Raw genomic sequence first — 16,681 nt, 5'->3', positions numbered from 1 at the left:
CAATGGGAACCAAGTATGTCTTCTTATGATTTACAGCCAGCAACTGATTCACCGTCGGGTATTAACTCATTGCCAAGAGTGGATTTTCAACAGGCGGGAAAACAGGTGCTGCAGATTGAGCGCGAAGGACTGGCACAACTCGATCAATATATTAATGACGATTTTGCCAAAGCCTGCGATGCAATATTTAACTGCCATGGCAAAGTTGTGGTTATGGGGATGGGCAAATCTGGCCATATTGGTTGCAAAATTGCCGCCACCTTCGCCAGCACGGGAACACCTGCCTTTTTCGTCCACCCCGGTGAAGCCAGTCATGGCGATCTCGGCATGGTCACGCCACAAGATATTGTGCTCGCCATCTCTAATTCAGGGGAATCTAACGAGATCCTCGCTCTCATCCCGGTTCTAAAGCGCCAAAAAATTCCGCTAATCTGCATGAGCAATAATCCTGAAAGTAGCATGGGTAAAGCGGCCGATATTCATTTGTGCATCAAGGTCCCACAAGAGGCCTGCCCATTAGGGTTGGCGCCGACCACCAGTACCACAGCCACCTTGGTGATGGGGGACGCGCTTGCAGTTGCATTGTTACAGGCCCGAGGCTTCACTCAAGAAGATTTTGCTCTCTCCCATCCAGGCGGAGCACTGGGGCGCAAGTTACTGTTGCGAATCAGCGATATCATGCACACTGGTGCAGAGCTCCCGCACATCAGTCCCGATGCGTCATTACGCGATGCGTTACTGGAGATTACTCGGAAGAATCTGGGTTTAACTGTCATCTGTGACGATTTGATGATGATTAAAGGTATCTTTACCGACGGTGACTTGCGCCGAATATTTGATTTGGGTGTCGATCTGAATAACGCGAAAATTGCAGATGTAATGACCAGTGGCGGTATTCGAGTCCCTCCAACCATGTTGGCTGTGGATGCACTCAACCTGATGGAGTTGCGCCATATTACCGCCGTATTGGTCGCAGATGGCGATCAGTTGCTGGGTGTGGTGCATATGCATGACATGCTGAGAGCCGGCGTGGTCTAACCGTGGACTGTCTGGTGAATAAAACAGCTAACAACGCCGCAACGTCAAGTAAGAAGAGTTTCCCAAATTAATTGGGGTTGCAGCTAGGCTGCAAACGAATGCATCCCGATGAGCTTGCATAGTCAAGTGATTCGGGTGAGAGAGAGCAGCTAACAACGCTGCAACGTCAAGTAAGAAGGGAAAAATGAGCGACACCGTATATCAGGACACATGCTATGGACCAGTAGCCGACACTGTGATGTCACGTGCGGCGAAAATTCGCCTACTGATTTGTGATGTCGATGGTGTGATGTCCGACGGCCTGATTTATATGGGTAATCAGGGCGAAGAGCTGAAAGCTTTCAACGTGCGTGATGGCTATGGTATCCGCTGCCTGATAACCTCAGGTATTGAAGTAGCCATTATTACTGGCCGTCGCGCAAAATTACTGGAAGACCGCGCCAACACCTTAGGCATTACCCACCTTTATCAAGGGCAATCTGATAAGCTGGTGGCCTATAACGAATTGTTGGTAGCATTAGCATGCCAGCCTGAGCAGGTTGCTTATATTGGGGATGACCTGATTGATTGGCCGGTCATGGCACAAGTTGGGTTATCTGTTGCAGTCGCGGATGCCCATCCGTTACTTCTTCCCAAGGCACATTATGTGACGCGAATCCATGGCGGGCGCGGTGCAGTACGCGAGATATGTGATTTGATATTATTAGCTCAAGATAAACTTGAAGGTGCCAAAGGATTGTCGATATGAGTAAAACAAGACTATGGATAACATTATCCTTGGCACTGATTGCTTTGGCATTGATTGGCTGGAATATATCCGGCTTTAATCAGCAGGACACACAAACCGTGGCCACTGATAATGAGCCTTCTTCGCAGAGCCAGCATACTGTGACCGTGGTATTCAATCCGGTCGGGCAATTGAATTATAAATTGGTGGCAGAAGACGTACAAAACTTCAGCACTCAAGAGTTAACCTGGTTTACCAAACCGGTCATGACTCTGTTTGCGGAGAATGCAGTCGCTACTTGGACAGTGCGCGCCGACCGCGCCAAACTGACCAATGATAAGATGCTGTATTTGTATGGTCATGTTGAAGTTGATAGCCTGACACCAGACGCACAGTTACAAAAAATTAAAACCGATAACGCCCAGGTTAATTTGATCACTCAGGATGTATCCTCAGACGATGAAGTTACCCTCTTTGGTGTTGGATTCACATCTAACGGCATGAAAATGCGTGGGAACTTGCGGGACAAAACCGCTGAGCTGATTGAAAAGGTTAAAACCTCTTATGAAATCCAAAAATAAACTTCGTCATTTTTTGCTTGCCAGTTCACTTTTGGCCGCAAGCCTGCCCGCTCTGGCGTTAACGGGTGATACTGATCAGCCCGTCACGGTTGACTCCGTTAAACAAGCGTTAGATATGGAGGCCAATACTGTCACATTTACCGACAATGTGGTTATCAAGCAAGGTACCATTGAGATTAAAGCTGATAAAGTCGTGGTTACGCGCCCAGGCGGTGATCAAAGCAAAATGGTCATTGAAGGTTATGGTAATCCAGTCACTTTCTACCAGATGCAAGACAGTGGCAAACCCGTAAAAGGCCATGGGCAGAAACTGCGTTATGAAGTCGCAAATGATTTTGTGGTGTTGACTGGCAATGCTTATCTGGAGCAACTTGATAGTAATATCAAAGGTGATCGCATCACTTATCTGGTGAAAAAACAGCAGATGGAAGCCTTCAGTGATAAAGGCAACCGCGTCACCACCGTGTTATTACCGTCCCAATTACAAGACAAAGGGCCAGCAGCTTCAGGCCAAAAGAAGAGTAAGTAATCATTTATGGCAACATTAATCGCAGAAAAGCTGGCTAAGGCGTACAAAGGCCGTAAAGTGGTCGAAGACGTAAGCCTCAATGTGAAATCCGGTGAGATAGTGGGCCTGCTTGGGCCGAACGGCGCAGGGAAAACTACCACTTTTTATATGGTCGTCGGCATTGTCCAGCGTGACGCCGGGCGTATTGTGATTGATGACGAAGATATCAGCCTCTTGCCTCTCCATGAACGCGCTCGTCGCGGTATTGGTTATTTACCGCAAGAAGCCTCTATTTTCCGCCGCCTGAGTGTATTTAACAACTTAATGGCGGTGCTGGAGATCCGTAAAGACCTCTCTGTTGAGCAGCGTGAGGAACGGGCTGATGAATTAATGGAAGAGTTCCATATCACCCATTTACGTGACAACTTGGGGCAATCGCTTTCCGGTGGTGAACGCCGCCGTGTTGAAATAGCCCGTGCACTGGCGGCAAATCCTAAGTTTATTCTGCTGGATGAGCCTTTTGCCGGGGTTGATCCGATTTCCGTTATCGATATTAAAAAAATTATTGAACATCTACGCGACAGTGGTCTTGGCGTTCTTATTACCGACCATAACGTGCGTGAAACGTTAGACGTCTGTGAGCGGGCTTATATCGTAAGCCAGGGTCATTTAATCGCTCACGGTACGCCACAGGAAATCCTGGCTGACGAACAAGTTAAGCGTGTTTACCTCGGTGAAGAATTCCGTCTCTGACCTTTTTCCAATACCCAATAGATTTCAAGGTGCAGGAAGGCGGCAAACAATAAAATCGGTCATAAATCGATTTAAACAGCATTTATGCTAGCCCGCAGGTGCGGCCAGGTAACCGGCAGCCAATACCCCTGCAATTTGAAAGATGACGGATATTCCTTCATCTATAAAGGAAAATTGATACCGCATTATGAAGCAAGGTTTGCAACTCAAGTTCAGCCAACAACTGGCTATGACTCCGCAGCTTCAACAGGCTATTCGCTTGTTGCAGCTTTCTACACTTGAACTCCAGCAGGAGATTCAGTTAGCGCTGGAGAGTAACCCCCTGCTTGAGCAAACTGATCTTCATGAAGAGATAGATGCAAAAGAGACCGTAGACAGTGAATCGCTTGATACCCGCGAGGCGCTGGAACAAAAAGATATGCCCGAAGAGTTGCCACTTGATGCCACCTGGGATGAGATCTACACCGCAGGCACGCCATCAGGAATGGGCAATGATTATAGCGATGATGAGTTGCCGGTTTATCAAGGGGAAACGACCCAAACGCTACAAGACTACCTGATGTGGCAAGTGGATTTAACCCCATTCTCTGATACTGATGTTGCCATTGCGACCTCTATCGTGGATGCGGTCGATGAAACCGGTTACCTTACGGTGCCACTGGAAGATATTCTGGAAAGCATGGGGGACGAGAACGTCGCACTGGATGAAGTAGAAGCGGTGCTTAAGCGGATACAACACTTTGATCCTATTGGTGTCGCGGCACGTAACCTGCGTGAATGTCTGTTGGTACAGTTGTCACAATATGACAAAGATACCCCCTATCTTGCCGAAGCACGTCTGGTGGTTAGCGATTATCTGGATTTGCTGGGTAACCATGATTTCCGTACGATGATCCGCTTGAGTCGGCTAAAAGAAGATACACTTAAAGAAGCGATCGGCCTGATTCAGTCTCTGGATCCGCGTCCGGGTCAATCCATCAATACCGGGGAGTCCGAGTACGTCATTCCCGATGTTTTGGTGCGTAAAGACAAAGATCAATGGACGGTCGAGCTGAATGCCGATAGCATTCCACGCCTAAAAATCAACCAGCAGTATGCGGCGATGGGTAGCAGTACCCGCAATGACAGTGACGGGCAGTTTATCCGTAGCAATTTGCAAGAAGCAAAATGGTTGATAAAAAGTCTTGAAAGCCGCAATGAAACACTGCTGAAGGTGGCGCGTTGTATTGTAGAGCAGCAAGTAGCGTTTTTTGAGAATGGGCCTGAATTTATGAAACCCATGGTACTGGCCGATATCGCCCAGGCTGTGGATATGCATGAGTCGACAATCTCTCGCGTGACCACGCAGAAGTTCCTGCACAGTCCACGGGGTATTTTCGAGCTAAAATATTTCTTCTCCAGCCACGTCAATACCGATAGCGGAGGTGAAGCTTCTTCCACTGCAATTCGTGCACTGGTGAAAAAATTGGTTGCAGCAGAAAATCCTGCTAAACCTCTTAGTGACAGTAAACTGACCACATTATTATGTGAACAAGGCATCATGGTGGCACGGCGTACCGTCGCGAAGTACCGAGAGTCGTTATCCATCCCGCCGTCAAATCAGCGTAAACAGTTGGTTTGACCTGAACTGAGAAGGAAGACACTATGCAGCTCAATATTACCGGACATCATGTCGAAATAACCGAAGCATTACGCGAGTTTGTTACCACTAAATTTGCCAAACTTGAGCAATATTTTGATCGCATTAACCAGGTATATGTGGTTTTAAGTGTTGAGAAAGTAAAACAAATTGCAGAAGCAACGGTACATGTGAATGGAGGCGAGTTGCACGCAAGCTCAGAGCAGGAGGATATGTACGCCGCAATTGATATTTTGGTTGATAAACTGGCCCGCCAGTTGAACAAACATAAAGACAAATTGAAACAACACTAAGAATCCTTGCGACTGTTATACCCAAAGAACATGGCGTTGCAGGTAGGCAGCAAACGAATGACAAATTGGCCAGAAACCGATTTTAATCGTATTTCTGCAAGCAGGCTTATTCATCTCGATGAACTGACTAAAGTCAGTGATTCGGGTAAGTAAACATAGCGAACAACCCTGTAGCTTCAAGTACAAAGGGTATATTCACCCATAAAGGTTCTACACTCGCTACATAACCGTTTCCAGCGTCGGGAGTGAATCCCCGCCGGAAACGGTTTAAAACAGCGCTTAAGTGAAAGATGAGATGATCAACGATCCAGCATTGCAATTAAGCTCGGTATTAAATATCGAGTGCACCAAAAGCTCCGTACATTGCTCAAGTAAAAAACGGGCTTTGGAAATTATCAGCGAGTTGGCTGCCAAGCAACTTAACCTACCTTCACAGGTGGTTTTCGATGCTGTCTTAACCCGCGAACGTATGGGCAGCACCGGTATTGGTAGTGGTATCGCGATACCTCATGGCAAGTTGGAAGAAGACACACTGCGTGCAGTGGGTGTATTTATCCGTCTGGAACAACCTATTGCCTTCGATGCTATTGATAACCAACCGGTTGATCTGTTATTTGCCTTGTTGGTTCCGGCAGATCAATGTAAAACTCACTTACACACTTTGTCTTTAGTGGCCAAGCGATTAGCTGATAAAACAGTGTGTCGGCGTCTGCGTGCAGCACAAAGTGATGATGAGCTTTATCAAATCATTACTGAATTACCACCGGAAACGGCGTAATTGGGAAAGTGGAAACTATTTTATCCGTTATGCCCGGATCTTGTAGCCGGAATATAGGGTTCTAATGTATACCCAATAAATTTCAAGATGTGGGCAAGCGCTCAACACGCCTACAACTTGAAAGATGACGGGGATAAATACCAAGGGGAGTTACTCACATGGTGCTGATGATTGTCAGCGGCCGTTCCGGTTCAGGGAAGTCTGTTGCTTTGCGCGCATTGGAAGATATGGGCTTTTATTGTGTCGATAACTTGCCTGTGGTTCTGCTGCCGCAATTGGCGAGTACACTTGCCGATAGGAATATCTCTGCCGCAGTGAGCATAGACGTACGTAATATGCCTGAATCACCTGAGGTATTTGAACATGCCATGACTCAACTGCCGGACAGCTTTTCACCACAGTTGCTGTTTTTGGATGCCGATCGCAATACCCTGATTCGTCGCTATAGCGATACCCGTCGCTTGCATCCGTTATCGACCAAAAACCTGTCATTAGAAAGTGCTATTGATGAAGAAAGTGACCTGTTGGAGCCTCTGCGCTCACGGGCTGATCTGATCATTGATACCTCTGAAATGTCAGTGCATGAATTGGCTGAGATGCTGCGTACCCGCCTGTTGGGTAAACGTGAACGCGAATTGACGATGGTGTTTGAGTCTTTTGGCTTTAAACACGGTATCCCCATCGATGCCGATTATGTTTTCGATGTGCGTTTCTTGCCAAACCCGCACTGGGACCCTAAATTACGCCCAATGACAGGTTTGGATAAGCCAGTAATCTCTTTCCTGGATCGCCATACCGAAGTACATAACTTTGTGTATCAGACCCGCAGCTATCTGGAACAGTGGCTGCCGATGCTGGAAACCAATAACCGCAGTTATTTGACGGTTGCCATTGGTTGTACTGGTGGTAAACACCGCTCGGTTTATGTCGCTGAACAGTTGGCCGATTATTTCCGCGCTCGCGGCAAAAATGTCCAATCACGCCACCGTACTCTGGAAAAGCGTAAATAATGACAATCAAGCAGACCGTTGAGATCAAAAACAAGTTGGGGATGCACGCCAGACCCGCAATGAAATTGTTCGAACTGGTTCAGAGTTTTGATGCTGAAGTAATGTTACGCAACGATAGCGGTACCGAAGCTGAGGCCAGCAGTGTTATTGCACTGCTGATGCTGGATTCAGCCAAAGGCCGTCAGATTGAGGTTGAAGCGACCGGCCCTGATGAAATTCAGGCGCTGGCGGCAGTGATTGAGTTATTTAATTCCGGCTTTGATGAAGATTGATTTTCACCGCTCAGGTGAGCGGTGCCCAAACAATCACTAATGGCTGAAGCACACCACCTTTGCTATTCAACATTTTCACACCTATCCCCCTTAACCATCGTTCACGCTGACCGATTCACGTGATTATCGCCTTTTGGTGCTATCCCGGTCCTTTCAATTAAATACAGCGCCCACCCCTTTTCACTGCCAGAAAACCCATGATGCTAACTGATGGCCACCACCAACAGCATGACGCCCATACCAGCACAGATACTCCTCCCTTTCAGCGGCATCGATAAATCGTGGTGTTCTTGTCTGTTGGCCGATACAACCGAGTTTCCTGTTACATCAGTGCCGGTCACACCTGTTGCCCTCTATTCCCTATTGTTCCTCCATTTATAACTCGCTCTAGCTGGATTGATGTTTATTTTTGTGAAAATTTGAATTTTAAATCCACTTTAAATCAAAGCATTACATTACCTCCTTTACCTATTGTTAACAATTGTGAGTTTAATCGCATTTACTTGCTGAAAAAACCCTTACTTTTAACTTTATTAAACATTAAATAACTAAAATTAACATCCTCTATTTCTGTACAACGCCAGCGCGATAACCAAACGGATTTTCGCTGAACCTTGTTCCCCTGCAAATAACTAAAATAAGAGGCTCCATCATGTCTGAATCACCCACTGAACAATTAGTGATACCTAACGTGGTCCCCGCAGAGAACCATGCCTATCGCAAGGCTGCGTGGCATATTTTACCCTTACTGATGCTGTGCTATGTCGTCGCTTATTTAGATCGGGTTAACGTTGGCTTCGCCAAATTGCAGATGGCGGATGACTTACAATTTTCAGAGGCGGTGTATGGATTCGGCGCCGGGATCTTTTTTATTGCCTACTTCTTTCTGGAAATCCCCAGTAACCTGATGCTGCACCGCGTAGGGGCACGGTTGTGGATTGCGCGTATTATGATCACCTGGGGCATCATCTCGGCAGGGATGGCTTTTGTCACCACACCGATGTCATTTTACGTAATGCGTTGCTTGCTGGGAATTGCAGAGGCTGGATTCTATCCCGGCGTCATTCTTTATCTTTCTTATTGGTTCCCAACTAACCGCCGTGGCCGCATGTACGCCTTATTCGCCACCGCCGTTCCATTATCCGGCGTGATAGGCGCACCGTTATCGGGTTGGATCATGGGCGCATTTAATGGATTCCATGGCTTTGCAGGTTGGCAATGGATGTTTATCCTGGAAGGTATCCCATCCGTTTTAATCGGTATTTTGGTGATTTTTAAACTGACTGACCGTATCAGTCATGCCAAATGGCTAACCGACGAAGAGAAAAAGATCTTACAGACCAACATTGATAACGACACACAACATCATGTCCACAGCAGCCTGAAAGAGATTTTCCTGCAACCCCGAGTCTGGTTGCTCACGCTTATCTATTTCTGCCTGATTGCAGGTTTCTACACTATCGGCTTCTGGTTACCGACACTGATCAAAGAGAGTGGGGTAAAAGACGTACTGAGCATTGGTTTGTTAAGTGCCATTCCTTACGGTGCCGCCGCTCTGACCATGATCGTAGTATCACGTAGTGCTGACCGTTTGCGCGAACGGCGCTGGCATCTGGCTTTAACCGCGACATTGGGCGGGATCGGGATGATTATTTCCGCCAGTTTCAGTGACAACATCGTTATTGCCATGATGGGCTTAACTCTGGGTGCCATGGGGGCATTGAGTACCTTGCCACTATTTTGGAGCCTGCCAACTGCGTTCCTCGGTGGAACCGCAGCCGCAGCCGGCATCGCTCTGATTAACTCCTGGGGCAACCTGGCAGGCTTTGTCGCACCTTATATGATGGGCTACCTGAAAGACCTGACCCAAAGCACCACTACCGGAATGCTGATTATTTCCACCATGCTATTTATTGGTGCGGCGCTCGTATTTTTAGTCCCGGCCAAGACAGTAAACCGCTAACAATGCAGATAAAGGATAAGACGATGAACATAATGGTAACAGGAGCTGCGGGCTTTCTTGGTCGTCGGTTGATTGAACATTTACTGACACAGGATTATCTAACCGACCAGCAAGGTCAGCAGCGTCGGATCAGTAAAATTATAGCCTGTGATGTGGTGCCTCTGGAGGCGATTACAGATGAACGGGTACAGGTTTTTTGCGGTGATATCGCTGATCCGCACTGGCTTGCCAGCGTTTTTAATCAACACGTTGACACCGTTTTCCACCTGGCAGCGATTGTCTCCAGTCAGGCAGAAGAAGATTTTGATTTGGGTATGCGGATCAATTTTGATGCTACCCGCAGTTTACTCGAGCGCGCTCGTCAGCTTGGACACTGCCCTAAAGTGATTATCACCAGTTCAGTAGCGGTATTTGGCGGTGAGTTACCGGCTGTCGTGCCGGATGAACAGGTATGGTCGCCTCAGAGTTCCTATGGTACGCAAAAAGCATTAAACGATTTATTGTTAGCAGACTATAGCCGCCGGGGATTTGTTGATGGTCGTAGCCTGCGTATGCCAACCATTGTGGTACGCCCAGGAAAACCAAACCGCGCGGCCTCCAGTTTTGCCAGCGGCATTATCCGTGAGCCGTTGCAAGGTATTGACGTGGTTTGCCCTGTTAGCCTGCAAACACCGTTATGGCTGCTATCGCCGAAGATGGCAATTAATAATCTTATCCATGGTCACCAATTGGATACCAGTCAACTTAAGGGTGGGCGGGTGATTAATTTGCCTGGGCTATCTATTACCGTACAGCAAATGATTGATGCATTGCGGCGTATTGCAGGTGACGCTGTCGCTGATCACATTAAGATTCAGCAAGATCCCTTAATTGAGAAAATCGTAAGCTCTTGGCCTGGGGATTTCGCAGCACATTATGCCAAAGCATTAGGCTTTAAGAGCGATAAGGATTTTGACAGTATCATCAATGATTTCATCCTCGGTAATTTACCTGGCAAGCTAGTCAAATCACTTGAATAGCGGGCGACAAAATCAGGTTGTATTCCCTCCGGTGATAATGCCATCCAGAGGGCGGCCATTGGCGTTAATCATCAGATAATTGAAACCAATCCTGATGAGTAATCGTTTGCTAATCGCAAAAATGCGGCTTTTACCCCTTGCAGAGAAACCACACGCGAGTATAATTCGCCACAATTTGCCGGGAGATATGATGGAAAGCCAAGTGCGTTTTGTTGAAAATGACCCTCTCGATGGTCGACAAAATTGCCTGCCAACAGGCAGCCAACTGCCGTTCTTTCTCCCGTTGCTAAACCGATCCCGTAAGGCCCCTCGTTGAGGGGCTTTTTTTTGTCTGCTGATCGGTGCCGAATTAAGCATTATCACCAATTAAAATATATACCCTAAATAATTCGAGTTGCAGGAAGGCGGCAATTGAGTAAATCCCCAGGAGCTTATTTATTTTAAGGTCAACGACAAGTAAGTCACCGGGGTGAGCGAAAGCAGCCAACACACATGCAGCTGGAAGTATAACGGGTCATAGAGGAGAGCGAAAAATGGCCAACACGTTGTATCACAAACATATCATCTCAATTAACGATTTATGTCGCGACGAACTGGAGTTGGTGCTGCGTACCGCCGCCAGCCTGAAAAGTAGTCCGCAACCTGAGTTGCTAAAACACAAAGTGATCGCCAGTTGCTTTTTCGAAGCCTCGACCCGCACTCGTTTGTCATTTGAAACCTCCATACACCGTTTAGGTGCCTCAGTGGTCGGTTTTTCTGATAGCAGTAATACCTCCCTTGGCAAAAAAGGCGAGACACTGGCAGATACTATGTCAGTCATCAGTACCTATGTGGATGCCATTGTCATGCGTCACCCACAAGAAGGGGCCGCCCGTCTGGCCGCTCAGTTCTCGGGGAATGTACCGGTAGTTAATGCCGGTGACGGTGCAAACCAGCACCCGACGCAAACGCTGCTCGATCTGTTCACCATCCAGGAAACCCAAGGCCGGCTGGATAACATCAATATCGCCATGGTCGGCGACCTGAAATATGGCCGTACCGTGCACTCACTCACGCAGGCGCTAGCCAAATTCACCGGCAACCGCTTCTTCTTTATCGCCCCGGATGCTCTGGCAATGCCTGCTTATATTCTGCAAATGCTGGCAGAAAAAGGTATCGAATACAGCCTGCACGAAAGCATTGAAGAAGTGGTGCCAGAACTGGATATTCTCTACATGACCCGGGTGCAAAAAGAGCGCCTTGACCCGTCAGAGTATGCCAATGTCAAAGCACAGTTTATCTTGCGGGCGGCTGATTTGAATGGCGCGAAAGAGAATCTCAAAGTGCTACACCCGCTGCCAAGAATTGATGAAATAACCACCGATGTCGATAAGACCCCTTATGCCTACTATTTCCAACAGGCAGGTAACGGGATTTTCGCACGTCAGGCACTGCTGGCACTGGTTTTAAACGCAGAATTGGCTCTTTAAGGGGGATTGAACATGACTCAGGATTACAAACTACAGGTTGAAGCGATTAAATGTGGCACTGTGATTGACCATATTCCGGCACAAATCGGCTTTAAATTGTTGTCGCTGTTCAAACTGACCGCCACTGATCAACGTATTACTATTGGATTGAATCTACCGTCTAAACGGTCAGGTCGTAAGGATTTGATTAAAATAGAAAATACCTTCCTGACAGAGCAACAAGCCAACCAACTGGCGATGTATGCACCGGATGCTACCGTTAACCGCATCGATAACTACGAAGTGGTGAAGAAACTGACCCTAAGCCTGCCAGAGCAGATCGATGGCGTTCTCACTTGCCCAAACAGTAACTGCATCAGCCACAATGAGCCAGTCGACTCCAGCTTTAAAGTAAAAGCACAACAAGGTGAAATCCACCTTAAATGTAAATATTGCGAGAAAGAGTTTGATCACCAGGTAGTGCTGCAAGCGGATTAAGTGCTGCAAGCGGATTAATGCTCGGCTTAAGCGAATATTGCTGCCCGTTAATATTTACAATAGTGGCAATATTCGCAGCAATGCAACATCGCAAATTTGATTCGCGTGGGTTGCCGTAACCCACCCCATCTTTATAATATAGAAATAATTAAACCCAATAGATTTCATGGTGCAGGAAAGCGGCAAACGCTGGCCCGTAGGATGAGGCTTATAGTCCCGATGAGCGCAGCCAATATACCAGCAACATGAAAGATGACGGGTTCCTTCCGCATTACGTAACCAGGAGTCAACATGTCACGCAATATCAGCACTGAGCTCGCCCCTGCCGCCATCGGCCCTTATGTTCAAGGTGTCGATCTGGGTAGTATGATCCTCACGTCAGGCCAGATCCCTGTTGATCCAAAAACAGGTTTGGTCGCCGATGATGTATCAGCACAGACGCGTCAGTCACTGGAGAATGTAAAAGCTATCGTTGAAGCAGCGGGTTTGAAAGTTGCCGATATCGTGAAAACCACTGTATTTGTGAAAGATCTGAATGACTTCACCACAGTTAATGCCACTTACGAAGCTTTCTTTACTGAACACAATGCGCCATTCCCTGCGCGTTCATGTGTTGAAGTTGCGCGTCTGCCAAAAGATGTGAAGATCGAAATCGAAGCTATCGCGGTACGTCGTTAATTCTGATGTCATTGCGTCTACGGCTGGTGATTACCAGCCGTTTTTTATTGTTATCCTGCTAATATTTTCTCTGTGCCTTTCACAATGCGCTATTGCAGATCATCATGATCATGATGTGGCAACTTTCTGCTCGGTAATAATGCACTACACTCACTAATTGCACCCTAATAGGGCTGAAATCGCTCTAATCCCCTTTATTTTGCCTGTTTTACGAGCTGGCACAGTTTATGCGTGATCACCAATACAGCCTGTTCTGTTAGCGAGGTGATAATGCTGAACATCGACCTTTCCGTATCACGATTTTTCGATGAAATGTTACTGGCTGAGGGCCAACACCGAGGCCATTACGATGCCTATTGGCAATGGTTACAACAGGCCGATCAGCTAACCATTGCGCGTAAGCGTGAAGAAGCTGCACTGCTATTTCACCGGGTAGGCATTACCTTTAATGTGTATGGTGACGATGATGGCGCAGAGCGATTAATACCGTTCGATAGCGTGCCACGCATTATTCCCGCCAGCGAATGGCAAATGCTGGATCGCGGCATTCGCCAGCGCGTACAAGCGTTGAATGCGTTCTTACATGATATTTACCATGAACAACATATCCTGAAAGCGGGCATTATTCCGGCCGAACAAGTGCTGGCGAATGACCAATATCAGCCCTGTATGCAAGGGGTTAACCTGCACCGTGATACTTATGCACATATCATCGGTGTGGATATGGTCCGCAACAACGATGGTCTCTATTACGTGCTGGAAGATAACCTGCGTACCCCGTCCGGCGTCTCGTATATGCTGGAAAACCGTAAAATGATGATGCGGCTCTACCCGGAGTTGTTTGCACAACAACGCATCGCACCTGTTGAGCGCTACCCTTCTCACCTGTTACAAACGCTGCGCGAAAGCACACCGGTCAACGACCCCACCGTCGTGGTGCTAACCCCGGGGCGCTTTAACAGTGCCTATTTTGAACACAGTTTTTTGGCTCAACAGATGGGGGTTGAACTGGTTGAAAGTGCTGACTTATTTGTCAAAGAAGGGGCAGTATTTATGCGAACTACCGCAGGCCCCTGCAAAGTCGATGTTGTCTACCGGCGGGTGGATGATGCCTTCCTCGATCCGCTGGCTTTCCGCCCTGACTCCATGCTCGGTGTCCCCGGACTACTGTCGGTATATCGCGCAGGTGGGGTGGTATTGGCTAATGCGATTGGTACTGGCGTCGCCGATGATAAATCCATCTATCCTTATGTCCCTGAAATGATTCGTTTTTATCTTTCCGAAGAACCTATTCTGGCGAATGTTCCCACCTGGCAATGCCGTCAACCCACTGATCTTTCATATGTATTAGCTAATCTGGATCAGATGGTAGTGAAAGAAGTTCATGGCGCCGGGGGATATGGCATGTTGATTGGCCCTGCGGCGACACAAGCTGAAATAGCCCAATTCCGCCAATTACTCTTGGCGCGACCACAAAATTACATCGCACAAGAAACCCTCGCCCTTTCTACCTGCCCGACCTTTGTGAATAGCGGACTTGCACCGCGCCATATTGATTTACGTCCTTTTGCCCTGTGTGGTGCAGAAATTCGTTTAGTGCCTGGGGGCTTAACCCGAGTCGCACTGGCAGAAGGGTCGTTGGTCGTTAACTCTTCGCAAGGTGGCGGAACCAAGGATACCTGGGTATTGGAGGACGATGCATGCTAAGCCGAACAGCCAGTGAGCTTTATTGGATGGCCCGCTATCTGGAGCGGGCAGAAAACATCACCAGGGTGCTGGATGTCACCAACCGGTTATCGATGATGCCAACCAGCAATCGGGTGAATTTTGATCTACTGGTGCCACTCAGCCTGAGCAACACCCAGACACTGTTTATCGAGCACTATCCGCAGGTCTCGATGACCCACCTGTTGAATTTCTTCGTGCTCGACAGCAACAACCCCAGCAGTATTTTTAGTTGTTTGCAGATGGCGTGGAACAATGCCCATGCAGTACGCGGCAGCTTATCGTCCGAGGTTTGGGAAAGTATCAATGCCACCTGGATTGAGATGAAACAGCTACGCCGCCAAGGTATCAGCGCTACCGGAATTGATGCCTTTTTTGATTGGGTTAAGGAGCGCTCACATCTATTTCGCGGTGCGGTATATGGCACCTTGCTGCGCAGTGATGCACTGTATTTTATTCGATTGGGTACCTTGATTGAACGGGCTGACAGCACCGCGCGCCTATTGGATGTGAAAAACCAATTACTGGATAGCGACGATGACCCGGTACGCGAATACTACCGGATGGACACCTTATTACGCGCCGTCAGTGCTCGGGAGGCATACCACAGTTTATATAAGCAGCAACTGAGTCGGGAGGCGATTGCTGAGTTACTGATTTTACGCAATGAGATCCCGCGTTCGCTGCTGGCTTGCATTAACGATATGGAACAGCAGTTGGCGTTGATTGGTGGCAATCGTAGCAACCAACCTCGGCGGCTGGTCAATATTTTGCTTGCTGAGCTGCGATTTAGCAGCATTACGGATGTGATGGCCGACGGATTACACAGCTATCTGATGGATTTTTTAGGCAAGATCAACGCTATCGCTGACAGCATCCGCCAAACCTATCTGGAGGTCCAATGAGACTGAATGTCGATCACAGTACCCATTACACCTATGCACAACAGGTGCAACACAGCACCCAGTATCTGCGCCTGACCCCACAGGATTCGGCCCACCAGCGCATTTTATCCTGGCAACTGACCTTACCGGAAGAGGCCATTTGTACCACGGATGCCTTTGGTAATGTGCTACATGTACTCACATTGGATAAACCTCATCAGGCCATCACCATTCAAGCTCAGGGCGTGGTAGAAATTGCGGACAATGTAGAAGATGACAGCGGCGACCACCTCTCTCCACTGGTCTTTCTTCGCCACAGCCCATTGACTCAGCCGGATGCCGCCATTCGCCAGTTTGCTTCAAGTTATTGTCAGGGGGTTACCCATGCCGATGCACAATTAGACTGCCTGACGCAAATGATGGGAGAATTGCTGGCAAAAATGCCCTATAGCCCCGGCACCACCACGGTGCAGGACAGTGCAGCACAAGCTTTTGCCGCCGAACAAGGGGTGTGTCAGGATCACACCCACGTCTTTCTCGCCTGTTGCCGGAGTTTAAATATTCCGGCACGCTATGTGAGCGGCTATCTTTATACAGAATCCTCCAGTCATGTCGCGACCCATGCATGGGCAGAAGTGTGGCTGAATGGGTATTGGCAGAGTTTTGATGTCACCAATAATACCTGCCAACCGAACCAGCATTTGAAACTGGCGGTAGGCATTGATTATCTGGATGCCTGCCCAGTGCGGGGTATTCGCCGTGGTGGTGGTTATGAAGATATGCAGACCATCGCAGCCGTGCATATGTTATCTAATCCGCACCGCGATATGTCGCAATAACCCGCGTTTCTGACAAATAAAATAGCCC

The 16,681-nt window shown here is 48.0% G+C and carries 19 protein-coding genes; all 19 read left to right on the top strand.

The genetic code is table 11. From position 1 onward, the window contains the following. Positions 1 to 15: 15 nt before the first annotated feature. The 19 genes from kdsD (at position 16) to V2A84_RS21375 (ending at position 16,653) form a co-directional block, all read left to right on the top strand. Positions 16 to 1,038, top strand: coding sequence for an arabinose-5-phosphate isomerase KdsD (gene kdsD / locus V2A84_RS21465; protein WP_227746579.1), 1,023 nt, complete (start codon positions 16 to 18; stop codon positions 1,036 to 1,038). Positions 1,039 to 1,222: 184 nt separating this feature from the next. Beyond that, entirely contained in the window at positions 1,223 to 1,786 is a 564-nt protein-coding gene (kdsC, locus tag V2A84_RS21460; RefSeq protein WP_083162270.1) for a 3-deoxy-manno-octulosonate-8-phosphatase KdsC, read from the top strand. Then, positions 1,783 to 2,346 carry an LPS export ABC transporter periplasmic protein LptC gene (gene lptC / locus V2A84_RS21455; protein WP_083162268.1) on the top strand — a complete coding sequence of 188 codons (564 nt, stop codon included), beginning with the start codon at positions 1,783 to 1,785 and terminating at the stop codon, positions 2,344 to 2,346. The genes kdsC and lptC overlap by 4 nt, the downstream gene beginning before the upstream one ends. Then, positions 2,330 to 2,875: a lipopolysaccharide ABC transporter substrate-binding protein LptA gene (gene lptA, locus V2A84_RS21450; RefSeq protein WP_050087620.1), complete on the top strand. Its 546-nt coding sequence runs from the start codon at positions 2,330 to 2,332 to the stop codon at positions 2,873 to 2,875. Before lptC ends, lptA begins: the two co-directional genes overlap by 17 nt. Before the next feature lie 6 nt (positions 2,876 to 2,881). Further along, a complete protein-coding gene (gene lptB, locus V2A84_RS21445; RefSeq protein WP_083162266.1) occupies positions 2,882 to 3,607 on the top strand; it encodes an LPS export ABC transporter ATP-binding protein in 726 nt (241 codons plus the stop codon). A 187-nt stretch (positions 3,608 to 3,794) separates the two neighbouring features. Beyond that, a complete protein-coding gene (gene rpoN, locus V2A84_RS21440) occupies positions 3,795 to 5,228 on the top strand; it encodes an RNA polymerase factor sigma-54 (RefSeq protein ID WP_083162264.1) in 1,434 nt (477 codons plus the stop codon). Between the two features lie 23 nt (positions 5,229 to 5,251). Beyond that, complete coding sequence (gene hpf, locus V2A84_RS21435) at positions 5,252 to 5,539, top strand: ribosome hibernation promoting factor (RefSeq protein WP_004392031.1); 288 nt, start codon at positions 5,252 to 5,254, stop codon at positions 5,537 to 5,539. Between the two features lie 295 nt (positions 5,540 to 5,834). After that, positions 5,835 to 6,317 (top strand): PTS IIA-like nitrogen regulatory protein PtsN, encoded by a 483-nt coding sequence (gene ptsN, locus V2A84_RS21430; protein ID WP_032906970.1) that lies wholly within the window; start codon positions 5,835 to 5,837, stop codon positions 6,315 to 6,317. A gap of 158 nt (positions 6,318 to 6,475) precedes the next feature. After that, entirely contained in the window at positions 6,476 to 7,327 is an 852-nt protein-coding gene (rapZ, locus tag V2A84_RS21425; protein ID WP_019212425.1) for an RNase adapter RapZ, read from the top strand. Further along, positions 7,327 to 7,599 (top strand): PTS phosphocarrier protein NPr, encoded by a 273-nt coding sequence (gene npr / locus V2A84_RS21420; RefSeq protein WP_019212424.1) that lies wholly within the window; start codon positions 7,327 to 7,329, stop codon positions 7,597 to 7,599. Before rapZ ends, npr begins: the two co-directional genes overlap by 1 nt. Positions 7,600 to 8,251: 652 nt before the next feature. Continuing rightward, the gene (locus V2A84_RS21415) at positions 8,252 to 9,562 is read left to right on the top strand and encodes an MFS transporter (protein ID WP_083162262.1); all 1,311 of its coding nucleotides are present in this window, start codon (positions 8,252 to 8,254) and stop codon (positions 9,560 to 9,562) included. 23 nt (positions 9,563 to 9,585) lie between these two features. Further along, the gene (denD, locus tag V2A84_RS21410) at positions 9,586 to 10,581 is read left to right on the top strand and encodes a D-erythronate dehydrogenase (protein ID WP_083162260.1); all 996 of its coding nucleotides are present in this window, start codon (positions 9,586 to 9,588) and stop codon (positions 10,579 to 10,581) included. Between the two features lie 187 nt (positions 10,582 to 10,768). Then, a complete protein-coding gene (locus tag V2A84_RS21405; RefSeq protein ID WP_420071122.1) occupies positions 10,769 to 10,897 on the top strand; it encodes a hypothetical protein in 129 nt (42 codons plus the stop codon). A 217-nt stretch (positions 10,898 to 11,114) separates the two neighbouring features. After that, entirely contained in the window at positions 11,115 to 12,050 is a 936-nt protein-coding gene (gene pyrB, locus V2A84_RS21400; RefSeq protein WP_083162258.1) for an aspartate carbamoyltransferase, read from the top strand. Positions 12,051 to 12,062: 12 nt separating this feature from the next. Further along, positions 12,063 to 12,527: an aspartate carbamoyltransferase regulatory subunit gene (gene pyrI, locus V2A84_RS21395; protein ID WP_083162256.1), complete on the top strand. Its 465-nt coding sequence runs from the start codon at positions 12,063 to 12,065 to the stop codon at positions 12,525 to 12,527. A gap of 291 nt (positions 12,528 to 12,818) precedes the next feature. Then, the gene (ridA, locus tag V2A84_RS21390) at positions 12,819 to 13,205 is read left to right on the top strand and encodes a 2-iminobutanoate/2-iminopropanoate deaminase (protein ID WP_083162254.1); all 387 of its coding nucleotides are present in this window, start codon (positions 12,819 to 12,821) and stop codon (positions 13,203 to 13,205) included. A 270-nt stretch (positions 13,206 to 13,475) separates the two neighbouring features. Further along, positions 13,476 to 14,912: a circularly permuted type 2 ATP-grasp protein gene (locus V2A84_RS21385; protein ID WP_442820459.1), complete on the top strand. Its 1,437-nt coding sequence runs from the start codon at positions 13,476 to 13,478 to the stop codon at positions 14,910 to 14,912. Beyond that, positions 14,906 to 15,835 carry an alpha-E domain-containing protein gene (locus V2A84_RS21380; protein WP_083162250.1) on the top strand — a complete coding sequence of 310 codons (930 nt, stop codon included), beginning with the start codon at positions 14,906 to 14,908 and terminating at the stop codon, positions 15,833 to 15,835. The genes V2A84_RS21385 and V2A84_RS21380 overlap by 7 nt, the downstream gene beginning before the upstream one ends. Continuing rightward, entirely contained in the window at positions 15,832 to 16,653 is an 822-nt protein-coding gene (locus V2A84_RS21375; protein WP_083162248.1) for a transglutaminase family protein, read from the top strand. The genes V2A84_RS21380 and V2A84_RS21375 overlap by 4 nt, the downstream gene beginning before the upstream one ends. The last annotated feature ends 28 nt before the right edge of the window (positions 16,654 to 16,681 follow it).

Source organism: Yersinia sp. 2553 StPb PI (assembly GCF_052217105.1).
Classification (GTDB): domain Bacteria; phylum Pseudomonadota; class Gammaproteobacteria; order Enterobacterales; family Enterobacteriaceae; genus Yersinia; species Yersinia enterocolitica_E.
The sequence above is the reverse complement of the archived record's forward strand: the minus strand, read 5'-3'. Positions and strand labels throughout refer to the sequence as shown.